This window comes from Pseudoalteromonas ostreae, assembly GCF_018069805.1.
Classification (GTDB): domain Bacteria; phylum Pseudomonadota; class Gammaproteobacteria; order Enterobacterales; family Alteromonadaceae; genus Pseudoalteromonas; species Pseudoalteromonas ostreae.
Genome location: NZ_JAGPYN010000007.1, coordinates 52,992 through 69,334, shown reverse-complemented (window position 1 = coordinate 69,334; position 16,343 = coordinate 52,992). Strand labels below are relative to the sequence as shown.

The 16,343-nt window shown below is 40.8% G+C and carries 5 protein-coding genes; 2 read left to right on the top strand and 3 right to left on the bottom strand.

Annotation, left to right across the window (positions count from 1 at the left end):
* From J7338_RS07330 to J7338_RS07320, 3 genes are all read right to left on the bottom strand, one after another.
* Window positions 1–10,074 carry a non-ribosomal peptide synthetase/type I polyketide synthase gene (locus J7338_RS07330; protein ID WP_210796439.1) on the bottom strand — a complete coding sequence of 3,358 codons (10,074 nt, stop codon included), beginning with the start codon at window positions 10,072–10,074 and terminating at the stop codon, window positions 1–3.
* Between the two features lie 679 nt (window positions 10,075–10,753).
* On the bottom strand, window positions 10,754–11,581 hold the full coding sequence (locus J7338_RS07325; protein ID WP_210796438.1) for a phytanoyl-CoA dioxygenase family protein: 828 nt from the start codon (window positions 11,579–11,581) through the stop codon (window positions 10,754–10,756).
* A 47-nt stretch (window positions 11,582–11,628) separates the two neighbouring features.
* Complete coding sequence (locus J7338_RS07320; RefSeq protein WP_210796437.1) at window positions 11,629–12,522, bottom strand: LysR family transcriptional regulator; 894 nt, start codon at window positions 12,520–12,522, stop codon at window positions 11,629–11,631.
* A gap of 93 nt (window positions 12,523–12,615) precedes the next feature.
* On the opposite strand from J7338_RS07320, the gene J7338_RS07315 reads away from it, so the two are divergent.
* Window positions 12,616–13,539, top strand: coding sequence for a DMT family transporter (locus J7338_RS07315; protein WP_210796436.1), 924 nt, complete (start codon window positions 12,616–12,618; stop codon window positions 13,537–13,539).
* Window positions 13,540–14,141: 602 nt separating this feature from the next.
* Window positions 14,142–16,277 (top strand): pre-peptidase C-terminal domain-containing protein, encoded by a 2,136-nt coding sequence (locus J7338_RS07310; protein ID WP_210796435.1) that lies wholly within the window; start codon window positions 14,142–14,144, stop codon window positions 16,275–16,277.
* Window positions 16,278–16,343: the final 66 nt, after the last annotated feature.

Below are 16,343 nucleotides of genomic sequence, written 5' to 3'. Positions count from 1 at the left end.
TTACAAGTCCATTTCTGTCATGCTGCTATCATCAAGGGCTTTACTAATATCACGGCCGCTCACTATATCGCTCACAACAGTAACCTGAGGCTGACTTTGCTCTGTACTTGCTGCTCGCGCTGATAATAAATCGTCAATTCGCAGCGCTAATTGCGCCACGCTAGGGTAGTCAAAAATATCGCCTACCGTCACCCGTACTTTAAATTGCAGATTAATTCGTGACACAAGCTGCATAGCGAGTACAGAGTTACCACCACAATCAAAGAAACTTTCTTGGGTACCTAACACTGCAACCTTAAGTAATGCTAAATAATGTTGCAGTAAGCTCGTTTCAGTCGCGCAGCTGGGGGCAATACGTACTATTGCCGATTGCATAGCCGCAGTCGGAAGCGGTAATGCTTTCGTGTCTAATTTTCCATTTGGTGTGGTTGGCCACTGCGTTAACCAACAGATTGATTCTGGCACCATATAACTTGGTAATGATTGTGATAGCACACGGCGTAATTCACTCACACTCCAAACACTTTCTAAACCGTCGTCCTCAAGGCTATAAGCACATAAACTCGGCTGGTCGTGATTGTTTGGTTTGATAAAAACACGTACATCTTGGTTCGCAAATAACAAGCGCAGGTGGTGTTCAATTTCACTTAATTCAATACGATGCCCGTTTAGTTTAACTTGTTGATCTAACCGCCCTTGTAGTTCAATACGGCCATCGAGTAAACGCCTTGCACGGTCGCCAGTTTTATACAAACGCTGATGCGATTGACCATTAAAAACATGACTAACAAAACGTTCAGCTGTGAGTGCTGGCTGCTGTAAGTAGCCAGTCGCTAACCCTAAACCACCGATCCATAACTCCCCCCACACGCCAATAGGTAGAGGTAAACATGGACTTTGTGCATCCTCAGCCATAACATACAAGCTCGTATTAGCAATTGCTGAACCTATCGTAATATCATCACTGTGCTGAATATGGCTAATTGCAGACCAAATGGTGGTTTCGGTTGGACCATACATATTCCATAAATCCCCCTGCTGCGACAGCACCGCCTGAGCAAGTGCTGGATCAAGCGGTTCGCCACCACACAAGACCTTGATACCAGCTAAACAATCAGGTGCTGCATTTATTATTAATCGCCATAACGTCGGAGTCGCTTGCATAATAGACACTGGGAAATGTGCTATTAGATCGGTAATTGCATATGGGTCACTGCATGTTTGCTCACTCGCAAGCAGTACATTAGCCCCAACAATTAAGGGCGAAAACAGCTCTAACATCGCGATATCAAATGCAATAGTGGTAACTGCTAACAAGCAATCGGTTGGCTCTATTCCTGGCTGTACCGTCACAGCGAGCAACAGGTTTTGTAGCCCTTGGTGATTAATTTCCACACCTTTAGGTTGCCCCGTTGAGCCCGATGTATAAATAACATAAGCGGTTGATAAAGGATCAATAACACGATCTGGATTACTGCTTTGCAAGCCTGTAAGCACTACAGTATCAATATCTAATACGGGCAATTTATTGCTCGCGATAATTGGGCTACTATCACTAAAACTGTCACACAACAGTAAATCAGCTTGTGCATCAGCCAGAATATATTCAATGCGTGCTTGCGGAAAAGTAATATCGAGTGGCAAAAATGCAGCCCCCGTTTTTAATACCGCTAATAAGCTAATAATCAGCTCCGCACGCCTTGGTAGTGCAATTGCGACTAAGCTGCCGACCCCAATACCTTGCTCAATAAGATAATGGGCAAAGGTATTTACTCGTTGATTTAACTGTGAATAGTTAAGGCTTTCGCCATCACAGGTAATAGCAATATTGTCAGGGTATTGAGTCGCAGCATATTCAAATGAAACGATACAAGAATCGACACAAAGTTGTTTATCAACACGCTCACATTGTTCATTAACCAGTGTCGCTATTTGTACATCATCTAACAATGAACAGTTCGCACTGTTTAGTTCGTCTGTCCCAACAGCGTTGCTAAACAACCCAATTAACCCTGATAACCAATGATTTACCTGTTCATATGTAAATTTATCTTGTTGATATTCAAGGGTGAGTGACCAACTGTTAGCAAACTGAGTTAAGTTACAACTTAATTGGAATTGGCTATAACAGGTATTGCTTGGCATGGTATTTAATTGCAATTCAGTAAATACCGGTAAAGCAGTAACTTTATCTAAATTAAATAAAGTATTAGGTAAATTAAGCGATTCATTTGCTAACGCTGAATAAGGGAAATGTTGATGTTCAAATGCAGTTAATAATTCAGATTGCACTGTTTTGATTAACTCTCGAACACTACTGATATTTGTAATATCAATGCAAATTGGTAAAATATTCGTGCAATAACCGACTAATTCGCTATCGGAAGATTCTGCGCTATTAGCTTGAGGGAGTAATTGTCGATCAGAGCAAGGAATGCCAACGGTGATCATTGATTGCTGGCTAAGCTTACTTAACCACGCTATATATAACCCCAATAAAGTGGCAAATTGACCGCAGCCCTGCTGTTTAGCCAGATCAGCAATATTTCTTTTGGTGTGCTCATTAAGCTCAACAGTCAATACCGATACTGCATAGTTCGTTGTCGTTGCAATCGCAGTGTTTGTTGGTAGTTGCAACGGCATACTTGGCGCTAGTTGTGCCAACCAAAATGCCTTATCTTGCTGGTAATTAGCAGACTCTTTATAGTGGTCAAGTGCTTTAACATATGCACTAAAGTCTAGCGGTGCTGCCAACGCCTCTGTTGTGTTTTTATAGTGCTGGGTGTTGGTATAGTGCTGGGCAACTTTACTCAAAATAATCTGCAACGATACGCCATCACACAGTAAATGATGCGTAACCACAGTTAAGTAAGCAGTATTATCATTTTCTCTTAGTAGTGCAAAGCGACATGCAACTTCATTATTAAAATCAAAAGCATGGTAACGTAACTCCTGCAACTGAGTTGCTACAGCGATATTATTATCTGAGTGTTGTAGATTAATAACTAACAATTGAGGACGATGCTCAGCCACTAACCTATGGCAAAGCGTATCGCTATCAATTGCATACTGTAAAATAGTGCACTCGCGTACTGTTTTATCAACTGCGGTAACTAATCGACTTATATCTAACTGACCTGTTAATTTAAGTACGGCTTGTAAGTGATACGCAAAAGCCCCCTCAGGTGACTTTGACGCTAAGGCAAGTAATTGCTGCTGCGCCTCGGTCAATGGAAATGTCGTCGCTGAGGTGGCAAAGCGCATCTTATCATCACGGTCACTACCAAAATAACCTGCCGCCTTTAAGCTCAAGGCACTGTCTTTAACTGCGGTAATAATGATCTCTATATCTGCATCTGTATGTGCTGCTGATAAAAAGCAGTTACGTCCTTCCCAAATAAAGATGCCACGATTAAGCATTTCATAAAAAAACATATCTAGATTTTGGCTAAATCTAAAACGAAATAAAGAGCTAAAAGCTTCAATTTGAATTGGGATCATTGCATCAGCAAAAAAGCGATTAAGGGTTGTTTTCAGATAACTGGTTTTATCACTTAGCCTTTGTTGTAACTGTGGTCCTTGGCGTTTAATTTCGCTTAAAACCGCTTTTGCACTGGCCATTGCCATCGGGTGTTTACAAAATGTTCCAGCAAAAAAAGTCGTATCAGCTTGTGGATAAGACTGATCACCATATTGCCATACACCACCATCAATACCGTCTAAGTAATCGGCACTGCCGGCAACAACTCCAATTGGTAACCCTCCACCAACAATTTTGCCATAGGTTGCCATATCAGCTTGGATCCCCAGCAACTTCTGTATACCACCAGGGTGAGCACGAAAGCCAGTGATTATCTCATCAAAGATCAGTGCTATCCCATGCTCTGCGGTTATTGCTCTGAGCTCTTTTAAAAATTCCCACGGTTGTACTTCTGGGTATCTGCTTTGAACCGGTTCAACTAATACCGCAGCAATTGTATGTGCATTTGCACGAATAATTTCCAGCGCCTGCGCGCTACCGTAATCTAATACTAAGTTGTCATTAACTGCGCCTTGGCGAACACCTGCGCACATAGGCTCTATGTCTCCTCGGCCCACAGAGTGCGCCAAAGTACCATCATAATGACCATGGTATGCCCCACTAAACTGCACAATTTTGTCACGTTTTGTATAATTGCGTGCTAAGCGCAGTGCGGTCATGACCGCCTCGGTGCCTGAATTACAAAACGTCACACGCGCCAAACCAGTTAATTCGCTGATCAAAGCAGCCACTTCACACGCTAAAGGACTTGCTAAGCCTAATTGAATACCTTGATCTACTTGTTGCGCTAAGGCATCCGTCACAAATTCGGCTTTATGGCCAAATAAATTAACTCCAAAATCCATTGTAATATCAATGTATTCATTGCCGTCTATATCCCATAATCTGGCTTGCTTGCAGTGATCTGCATAAATCGGATAAAGCATTTCCTTGCTTGATAACCTAAACCCCGCTGAGGCTCTGCAATCAGCTAAGTTGCCACGATGTTGAGCAACCAGCTTTTTAGATGCGCTGGTTTTTGCGCAGTAATCAGCTTTTAGTTGTTCAAAATGCTGCTGCATAGCGGGTGACTGATGCTGCATGTGTAATTGTCTACTTTGCGATGCAGGAAGTTCTGTGGCGCGTTTATTTACGGGCATTGCAACTGTTTTTACTTGCAGCTGAAGCATCTTGTCTGGCGTTACACTTGCCGTGGAGGTTATAGCACTGCCCTGAAAAAAACGTAATTGTTGCGCTGTCACTGCGGCAATGCTTTGACGGCCAAAATCATTAGTTACACTCGCAGCAGCTTGCAGCTGCTGCTGGCAAATTGCCATGATAGCCTGTTGATCGAACCCCATATTGGCTGAAGAAATTGTAGGATCAGAGTACGAAGGGGTCTTTTGCTCTACAATTGCAATATCCGAGGTTAACTGGGCATCTTCAGTGTGTGGGTAAAAGTCACTATGTTGCGCAATATAATCCAATAAACTATCCACTGTGCTTAGTTCTTCGTAAAACTGGCGTACACTAAACTCTAAGCCAAATTCTCTTTCGTAGGCGCGTACGGCTTGCATTATCATTAATGAATCAACCCCCATTTCAAGTAAGGGAACATTCGTTTTTATAGCATCAACTGGTAATGATAATAAATTTGCAAGATTAGAGAGTACGATGTCACGAATAAGCTCAGTTCGTGCAACAACTTGGTTTATGTTTGTTACCGATTTATTGGCCTGCATATTTTCCTGCATTACAGTACTTTTTAGCGCTGGTTGCTTTGCTGTTGGCACTATCCAATGTGCATTTTTTACAAACGGATAAGCGGGTAATGGCTGTTTTTGAATATTTATTTGTGGATAAATATGCGCCCAATTTAGCTCAATGCCTAGTTCAAAAATACGCCCTAAACTGGTTACTAAACGTGTTTGATCAGCACCTTGATTGTGCAATATAGGTAAATATTCAGCATCTAAATGGGGCAAGTTTTCTTGCAATAACACCATCAAAACAGGTTTTGGTCCAACTTCTACCGCGCACAAATGCTCACGTTTATCTAACTCGCTCACGCATAAATCAATGCGAACAGGTTTAGTGATCTGCTCGATCCAGTATTGAGGTGTTGCTAAGGCGTCAGTTTCTAGCTGGCCAGTCACCGACGACAACAAGGGATAACAAGGCTTTCTATAGTTTACTTGCGCTGCTATAGCCGCAAAATCATCAAGCATCGGATCCATCAGTGGTGAATGAAAAGCACGCGCTGTGTTAAGCTGTTTAACCGTCAGATTTTGTTCTTTTAACAACTCAATGGCAATCTCAAGCGCTGAGTTTTCGCCTGAGAACACCACGCCAGAAGCACCATGATAGGCTGAAATTGCAATTTGAGTCTTGCCATTATCATGGCATTTTGTAATGACTTGCTGGGCAACTTGCTCACTACAACGCACTGCAAACATGCCCCCATTATCAGCAAGTTCATGCATGAGTTGGCCACGCGCAGCTATCAATAAAATAGCATCAGCTAACGAAAACACCTGAGCGATGCATGCCGCTGCATACTCCCCAACACTGTGACCTAATAACAGCTTAGGAGTGGCGCCAAAGTGGATCATTAATTTGGCCGTAGCATACTCAACCGCAAATAAGCCGACTTGAGTCCAGTTAGTTTGTTCTAAAAACTGTTTATGGCTTTGCTGATAGAGAACCGTTAGCAATGACTCGCCGAGTCTATCGCCAAGTAAATTATCACATTCATCAATCGCGTTTTTAAATACAATTTGCGTATCATACAATTGTTTTGCCATTGCAGGATATTGCGAGCCCTGACCAGTAAATAGCATTACTAACTCATAATTTGTCGCAGCTTTATCATTTTCAGCCGCACTTAAATGCGAGGTTATATTTAAGCCTCGCATCGCACGTAATAAACCTGCACGATCTTCGCCGCATACGGCACGTTTTGCTTCTTTAAACTTAGTCAGGTGTGCTGCTGTGTAGATCAGCGCATCAAATTCATTATCAGATAAACTCTTTAATCTCGTTTCATAACGTGTCAGTAAATTGGCTAACGCATCGGGAGTTTTAGCTGATAACGGTAACAAGTAAAATCCCGTTTGCGAGGCTAAATCAATGGTATTGACCGCACGTTGAGGTGCACTCGCACAGATAATATGTGCATTGGTGCCACCAAAACCAAACGAGCTAACACCAGCAATACAACCATTGTCTGAACTAACAGGCCACGGTTGTAAATCACGGTTAATTTTTAATGCAATTTTATGCCAAGCAATGTGTTTGTTAAGCTCTTTAGCATGAGCTTGGCCGGGTATTTTTTTATGCTGCATGCATAACATGGTTTTGATCACACCAGCAATGCCTGCCCCCGATTCCAAATGGCCAATATTCGCTTTCACAGCCCCCACAGTAAGTGGCTCAGCTAAGCTTGTTTGCGGCCTATATACTTTACTCAGCGCCGATACTTCGATTGGATCACCCAGCTCTGTACCAGTGCCATGGGCTTCAACATAATGCACATCATCTGCTGCAATTTGTGCATTAGCTAACGCTGACTTAATAACACTTTGCTGTGACAAGCCATTAGGTGCTGTAATGCCATTACTGCGGCCATCTTGATTAACTGCACTGCCTTTTAGTACCCCGTAAATAGGGTCGTTATCCTGTACTGCCTGCGCTAACGACTTTAATAATAAGCATCCCACCCCTTCACTTCGTACATAGCCATCTGCGGAGTCTGAAAACGTTTTACAACGGCCATCTTTTGCAAGCATTTGCGCGCTTTCACAGGCGTTTGTTACCTCATCACTGAGGATCAAATTCACCCCGCCTACCAAAGCTTGGGCTATTTCACCACTGTGAATACTTTGCATGGCTAAATGCAATGCAACTAACGAAGATGAGCATGCTGTATCAACTGCAACACTTGGCCCGCAGAAGTTGTAATAATACGATAACCGATTAGCCGCAATACTCAGCGCAGTACCAGTACCTAAATAAGCATTTTTCTTTTCATATTGCTGAGAAAGTAAAAAGTAATCATTTTGCGAGATACCAATATAAACCCCTACTTTTTCACCCGATAATTGCATCGGCGCATAACCCGCGGCTTCAATGGCATGGTAGCTGGTTTCTAGCAACAATCGATGCTGAGGATCTATATGCTTAGCTTCGGTTGGAGAAATACCAAATAAATTTGCATCAAATTGTTCAATGTCACTGATGTAACCACCTAAACGGGTATTATCCAAATGTGGGCATAACATGCCGCGAATTTCGTTTGGCAGTCCAATTGCATCTTGTTGGTTACATAATAGCTGCCAAAACGCCTCTATACTTTCAGCTTCAGGGTAACGACATGCCATGCCTATAATGGCAATGTCTTTGCCCGTGGAGTCCCTTAGAGGCTGAGCAGCTTCATTTAGTGTGGGTATAGCTGCGGGCATAGTGACTGTATTTGATGAGATAGCAGCGGTTCGGATCGCAGCAAATTGCCATAAATAATTAGCAAGCTGTGAAATAGATGGATAGTCATATAAAACTGTCGGCTCTAACTCAATATCATGCAATTCCATTAACTCACCCGAAATACGCACCGCCTTCATTGAATCAACCCCTAAAGATTGAAATGAAGCATCAACAGCAAGTGATTGCGGATCCATATCAACTTCCTGTGCAACGACGCTTTGCAACAAGTTAAGTAAATTTGCATGTTGCTCATTTTCAAGTACAGAGTGGCTGCTGAATATAGTTGCTGATTGTGGCTCAAACGTTTCGCTCTCAAAAGAACCACGCAATTGATAAAGTGGCGTTAGCTGCTGCGCTAAGTAATGACGTTTGTTTTCTTGACGTTGAATTTTTCCGCTAGATGTTTTTAATACTCGCCCAGGTTTTATCAGTACAACATCATAGGGCGTAATACCATGATGCTCTGTAATCGCTTGGATCACATCTTTACATATCGCTTCAGGATCAAGTTTACGAACCGCAGTACGTTTTACTTGTTGCACAATGACGAGCCGCTCTTGCTGCTCATACATTATTGAAAATGCCGCACCACCGTTATTATCAAGTGCAGCATTTGCGTTACTTACCGTCAATTCAATATCTTGTGGATAATAATTTTTACCGCGAAAAATTAATACATCTTTAGAACGCCCAGTGACGAACAACTCATCGCGATATACAAAGCCTAAGTCGCCAGTGCGTACGTATGGGCCATCGTTATCATCAACATAGGCCTGAAATATTTCTTTTGTTAATGCGGCTTTTCCCCAATAACCTTGTGCAACACTTGCACCTTTGATCCAAATTTCGCCGGTTTCGCCATCAGCACAGCGTTTATTAGTGTCAGTATTAACAATAGCCATTGTATGGTTGTGCCACGTAATCCCACACGACACCGCATAATAAGGCGAGTTATCAGATGATGTGTGTAAATCACAAAACGAATCATCATCGCCATGCGCTACGTTTGTTAGTTTACCTGCTTGTAATTCGGCAGTGACAAGGCGTAACACAGTTGGTGGCTGTGATAACTTCCCCCCGCTTGCAAATAAAGTTGTTTCCGCCATGCCATAACAAGGAGAAATACTGTCACGGCGAAAACCACCGGCTTTAAATTTCTCGACAAAGCGCTCCAACGTAGTCGCTCGAACGGGCTCCGCACCATTTAATGCAGAGCGCCAATGCGATAAATCGAGATTTTTTAAATCAGCATCTTTAACTGTATCGACACATAAATCATAAGCAAAGTTAGGCGCACTGGAGGTTACAGCTTTAGTATCACTTAACAGTTTGAGCCAGCGATACGGCTTTTGTAAAAAGTAAGTCGGATTCATCAAAGCCGCTGGGGCACCAATATAGATCGGATGCAAAATACCAAAAATAAGACCCATATCATGAAAGTGCGGTAACCAACTGACAATACCGGTGCTGTGATCATGACCAAAGGCTCGCTTCATCATTTCTTGGTTATCGAGAATATTGGCTTGGCTAACCATTACCCCTTTTGGCTCACCCGTTGAGCCAGATGTGTATTGCAGAAAGGCTAATTCGTCAGCTGCTACTTCGCAGTGCTGAAAATCTATAGTGTCAATTTGATAAGTGGGTTCAGCGTCAGTGGTAAAAATAGCTAAATCAGCCAATAAAGGTTCAGCTTCAAATAATGGACGTGCTATTTCATTAATTTTTTCTGTGGTCAGTGCACCTTTCGCACCGGCATCAACAACAATACTTCTTAAACGGTCAATATTTTGATTTTTTTTAGGAGGATAAACAGGAACAGCAACAATACCAACGTACAGACACGCAAAGAATGCCTCCACAAATTCAAAACCAGAATTAAATAATAATAATGCCCTATCCCCTTGCGAAAAATGCTCCTGCAAATGCCGAGCAATTTGCTTCGCACGTTCATCCAACTGCGCATAAGTGAGTGTTTTACAAGGTTGCAGATCGTCATAAAAATATTGATATGCAGTATCACTACCACGCGTGTTAGCTAATTTAACTAACCTAGCCGCTAAATTTATATTCATTCCATGGCCTATTTTGGTTTGCGGCTCACTGCAACACCAAAGCCAAAATAAAGCTCTGCACTTCTATAGCTTGGTTGCCTCAGTGTAAACCACTAAAATTGAAATATAATCAATTACATAGATTCATAACATTATTTAACGATTGCACATATTGTGATCCGCACAATATAAATAACGTATTGAAACTTAAAGGTAAACTAACCGCTAAAACCACCAGCTGCGCTAATCAACTGCACCTTAATTTTGCAATAACTTTCATTTAAAACTTGGTATATAAATACCAATAAATAAAGTTACTGTGATAAAAATAATTAATACTACGACAAAGAGAGTAGTACAAAAAAACCAGACCAACAAAAGCAACACAAAAAAAATATCCTAAAGACGTATTTATTGATCTACCTCAAGATTAACCCTATGTTACCTGTTCAATAAACACAAAAATATTACATACAATTAAAAAATAACTAACCAACCTTGATGAATGAGTTAAAGCAACAATTAGCTTTCTATCTATCTAGTAAATTAACATAACCGACCTATCCGTTATTTTCACCTTTCTTGCATGCGTATTATTAGGTTCTTTGACATACGTGGCTAAATATGACGTAAAAATCTATCAGATATCGAAACGCTAAACTCTTCTGTTGAACACCATGAGTTACCTTTGGTGATACAGTTAACTGGCAAAGTCAATACAATATTCTGCTGATTCTATTTGTACTTGAGTTGCATAAAAATCATTGGGTAACTGTAAATTATTTGGTATGTGGTCTGAATTAAGCGCGTTTAGATGAGCCATCAATGCTTGGCGCTTTTCAATCCACTCACTGGGAAAGCCCAAATTATCCATAAAATGTGACACAGCTCTGAACTCAAAGTAGATCGTTCTTCGTATCGCAGACCCTTCTTGTCTACCCGATGCATGAACTGTGTTTATATGATGAATTACCACGTCACCAGCATTGGCCGTAACATCCACACTCTTTAATTGATCATTAGATAATTGGCGCTTTAAATCACACACACTTGCTTGACTACAATGAGATTGCGGGATCACGGCTAATGCCCCTTGCTGCGCTATTGCATCATCTAAATATACCCCAACGGTAACAATAGGCTCTTGAGTTCTCACCGCCATATCGCGGTGCCAATCAAACCCGCGTTCATCTAAAGAGTTTTTAATCACAAGTGACTCATAGCTAGGTAATATAGCTTCGCCGATAATCGCTTCGACGTAACTCATTAATTCGCTTTGCGCTAACAAATAAGCAAATTGCGGCTGAAACTGAAAAAGTTTATTAATACGATAAACAAAGGGCTCATCTGCAGCTTGCATAACAGCAATATTATCAAATGGTGAACCGGCTAGATATTGTGACTTTGCATAAGCAACCAACTCATCACAAGAGTGCTGCAGCTTTACTAGTGTACTTGGTTTAAGCACCCGTTTAATTAATACAAACCCTTGCTGATCAAACTGTTCAACCACTAAATTGGTTTGCATATTTAATATCCCTTTTGAATATCTCTTTTTAATAAATACACAGCGACTTAAATTTGCTCAAATCGGTCGACCACATATTCGATGAATAACCTGACACGCAATGGTAAATGGTCACGATCCCGATATAACATAAATAAAGTGCGTGCCTTGCTTTGCCAATCAGGCAAAACATGCTGAAGCTCACCTTGAGCTATCATTGGTAATGCATAATAATCAGGAATATAACCAATCCCCAAGCCTTTTTTAACCGCGTGTGTGAGCATTTGTATTTCATCAAGCTCTAAACGAATGCCCTTACTGGGTTGAAAATCATAAGCGTCATCATTTTGTTTATTTACTAACTGCCAAATAGACATCGGCTGGCAAATCACAGCGCTTTTTGCACATAAATCAGTGGGATGCTTAACACTGGCGGCCACCGTCTGCGAATGACTGCACAAAATAAAATGAATATCTTTGAGTGGCCTCGCAATCCAATTATCAACCACCGTATTACCCACCCTAAACACCACATCCATTGCTTGCGCTTCAATATCAATTAAAGTATTCGAGAGCCTAATATCTAGTTGGATCTCAGGATATTGCAGTAAAAAATTATAAAAAATATCACTTAAAAATTGCGATCCAGCATTAATCGGTGCACTTATTATGATCTTGCCTTTAGGTTGATTCTTCTCGATATGGAGATCATCATTAATGCTATCTAACTCAGCAAACAATGCACTCGAACGTTGGTAATACAGCTCACCCATATGAGTCAGCGATACACGATGAGCATCGCGGTTTAGCAATCTAAGCTGTAGATCATCTTCAAGTTGTCGAATACGACGGCTCAATGTTGATAGTGGTACAGATAAAGCCAGTGCAGCGTCTTTAAAACTTTTTAAATGGGCAACAATACAAAAATAACGTAAATCATCTAGTGAATATCTATATTTCATTTTTGAAATCTACTCTCTTATTTTTGCTTGTTTATCCACATTATGGAAAGTAATACACTTGCCGCAACTTTTCAACATCTCTGGATATTGCTGATGAACTTCTCGGCCAACACAAAAGCTATTTTACTGCTGTTATTATGTGCATTTTTTTGGGGAAGTTGTTTTCCTATTGGTAAACATGCATTAAATCAAGTACACGCACTTACTTTAGTATTTTGGCGTTTTAGTATTGCCGCAATCTGCTTGGCTATCTACTTAAAAATAATTAACAGTGCAAAACCGACTTTAACGTTCAAGCAATGGGCTTGGGTGATTATTGTTAGTGCTGTTGGCGTAGGTGGCTTAAACCTCGGTTTATTTACTGGGCTGGAACATACCAGTGCCGCAAATGGCTCGTTAATAATGGCGCTGAGTCCACTTGCAACCTCATTAATAAGCTCAGTTGCAAAGCGCTCAATGCCTAGTGCAGCGCAATGTTTTAGCTTAATCGTTAGCCTATCAGGTGTATTATTAGTTATCACCAATGGCGACTTAGCCCTGCTTTTGAATATGCAAATCAATGACGGCGACAAAATGATCTTTTTAGGTATGTTAGCTTGGAGTTCATACACTTACTTTAGTCAAGGGATCAACCAGTACATGCCTGTGTTGCCTTATACGTTTGTTAGTATGTTAAGTGGTGCAACAATCATTGGCTTAATGTGTTTAATGACCGCCAATGTACACCCATTCAGCGAACTCATTAATAGCTCAATGATAGGTATTATCGATGTTATTTATATTGGCTTGTTTGGAACTGTTGCCGGCTACCTGCTGTGGCTTAATGGCATACGCCAACTTGGCTCAGCAAATGCATCGTTATTTTTTAACTTTGTACCTGTATTTGCCATGTTAACAGCATTTTTGATGGGCCAACCAATTACCGAACTACAATTAATTGGCATTTTTGTTGTGATCATCGGCTTATTACTGCCACGAATAGTTACCCTAAAACGCATTCCTGAACCTTGTAAATAACGAGTAATGTAGCACCAGCCATTATAGCGATGAGTTAACTGCAACGCTATCGCTATTAACCGCGTATTATTTTAGGATAAACAGCTAAGTGTGGCAGTTACTCTTTAAATAAAAAGAGTTACAATAATGCATTAGCAGCACACATATTTAAAACTACCGCCACCTTAATTTTTAAGCAGCTTTATCAACACCCGCCAATTTAGCCCCAAAAGCTATTATAATAAACGCACCCGCGCAGCCAATACTATAAAAATAACACTCACTAAACATGTTTCAAACACATAAAACTGCACACTTACATTTACATTTAATTCACAAAATAAAAACAATTAAAGTACAGATATAACTAACTCATTCATTGTTAGTTATCATTTTTTATTTTCATATTGATAACAATAAACTCAACTTTATCCTCATTATTGCATCAAATGGAAGGGCTATATATTTTACGCAATTTATTGGCATTGTTCGAAATTCACTCTAAATTTTGCTGTAGCAATCAGGTAGTTGATTATTTGCCAAGATTTTTATGAATCAAACATGCAATTAATCATTAGCTTTACATCACACCGTTGATAAATTAACTATAATAGGAAATAAAAATGAAAAAATGTAAATATGCAGCATTAATTGCCATTGCCATCTATGGCCAATACGGTATTGCTGAAGTCGATGAACTGACTATTATGCAACATGCCAACCAAGCAGCAAAAAAAACTACAATTGGTGCACAAGCCGATACTCATTTAAAGCTCTCTAAGCAATTTTTAAATATTCAAAACCAAGTAATCAGCCATACGATCAATCATCCCGGTGCTGATTATATAAAGGTACATTTTAGCCAAGTGCAACTCCGTGGTAACGCAAAACTAGTCGTCAGAAACCAAGATAACACTGAACGCTACGAATACAGTATTGGCAACATGAATGCAGCAACAATTGATGACGTTAAAGGTGATGACGGGGTACATTCGTTTTCAGCTATGTCGATCTCCAATGACAGCGTTATCATTGAATACTTCCCCGAGCCTACATTCAGTAAACAACAAAACCAGTTTGGCGTTATTGATAGTTATTTTTATGGCACCGAAAATGCTATAAATGCGAATACAGAGTTAAATAATGGCGATGAACCAGCACCATTATCAACCTGTGGCGTTAACGAACGAAAAGATGTGCAATGCTGGGCTGACTCCCATCCAACAGAGTTTGACCGAAGCCGGCCTGTTGCGCGCTTAGTGATCGGTGGGCGCAGTTTATGTACGGGCTGGCGCGTAGGCAGTGATAATAAATTATTTACTAATAATCATTGTATTGAGACCGCATCAGAACTTAGCTCAACGGAAGTATGGTTTAATTATCAAAATAAAAGCTGTAATGGCACAACTAGAGAAACCGTCGTAAAAGTCACTGGTAATGAGTTTTTTAAAACCGATTACACACTCGATTATACTTTGTTTAGTGTTAATGACTTTGCCACTATCGAGCAGTTTGGTTATTTAGGACTAGATGTACGAAACGCGCAACAAAGTGAGCACATATATATTCCACAACATGGTTCCGGCAATCCCAAAGAACTAGCAATAGAATCAGATCAAGACAATGATGGTTTATGCCAAATTAACGCACCTTCAACGAATGGCCGTGGCAGTAATACCGATATAGGATATTATTGCGACACCATTGGTGGCTCATCGGGTTCACCCGTTGTAGCTGCATCAAGCAATCGTGTTATTGCATTGCATCACTTAGGGGGCTGCTACAACAAGGGAGCTAAAATAAGTAAAATTTGGCCTCAAGTGGCCAGTTATTTTGATGGTACTGTGCCTATTGGCGATAATGATGGTAATAACCCTCCTCCACCTACAGCCCGTTTTGAATACAATTGTGAGCAATTGCAATGTAACTTTGATGCTACAAGTTCTAGCTCTTCGGGCACAATCACTAATTACAGCTGGAACTTTGGCGATGATCAAATAGACAGCGGAGCAACGGTACAGCATACCTTTATTTCTGCTGGAAACTACGACGTATCTGTCACCGTTCATGATAGTAATAACAACACCAATACACTAACTCAACTAGTCAATGTATCTGATGGTACGTCAACTGACATTGAGCTAAATAAAGGCCAAGTATTATCAGGTCTAAATGCAGCAAAAAACCAAGAAAGCATCTATTTTATTGATGTGCCAGCTGCTGCCAGTAATATTACCATGACCATATCAGGTGGTAATGGCGATGCAGATCTATACGTTAAGAAAGGTGCTAAACCCACCACTTCCGACTATGATTGCCGCCCATTTAAATTCGGTAACGAAGAAAGCTGTAGCGTAAACCAAGGAGAAGGACGCTATTACATTATGCTTAAAGCCTATAGCAGTTACAATGATGTCACTATCATAGCTGATTATGAAAGCAGCACACCACCTGCGGGAGACAACACAATTATTACCTCTCGCGCCTATGGATTTCCTGATTCTTGGCAAAGATACAGCTACGTGGTTCCTACAGGAAAAACATCTGTAACACTAAGCACCACTGGCACCCAAGGAGATATCAGCCTATATGTAAAAACAGATGGCGCGGTAACGCAAACGCAATATGATTGCCAGTCAAACAAAAGCGGCAGCAACGAAAGCTGTACCTTAGCCGTTAGCGCTGGTCTATCGTTACAAATCGGCTTACTTGGGATCATCAGTTATGACTGGGTTAAACTCGTCGCTACTGCAAAGTAAACAGCATCATTTTATTTGTAAAAACCACGTTAGCTTTGCCTAACGTGGTTTGTGTTCTTCAATTGC

Bases quoted from the DNA above. Each gene is read 5' to 3' on its own strand.
- J7338_RS07330 (WP_210796439.1), bottom strand. From the start codon at position 10,074: ATGAATATAAATTTAGCGGCTAGGTTAGTTAAATTAGCTAACACGCGT.
- J7338_RS07325 (WP_210796438.1), bottom strand. From the start codon at position 11,581: ATGCAAACCAATTTAGTGGTTGAACAGTTTGATCAGCAAGGGTTTGTA.
- J7338_RS07320 (WP_210796437.1), bottom strand. From the start codon at position 12,522: ATGAAATATAGATATTCACTAGATGATTTACGTTATTTTTGTATTGTT.
- J7338_RS07315 (WP_210796436.1), top strand. From the start codon at position 12,616: ATGAACTTCTCGGCCAACACAAAAGCTATTTTACTGCTGTTATTATGT.
- J7338_RS07310 (WP_210796435.1), top strand. From the start codon at position 14,142: ATGAAAAAATGTAAATATGCAGCATTAATTGCCATTGCCATCTATGGC.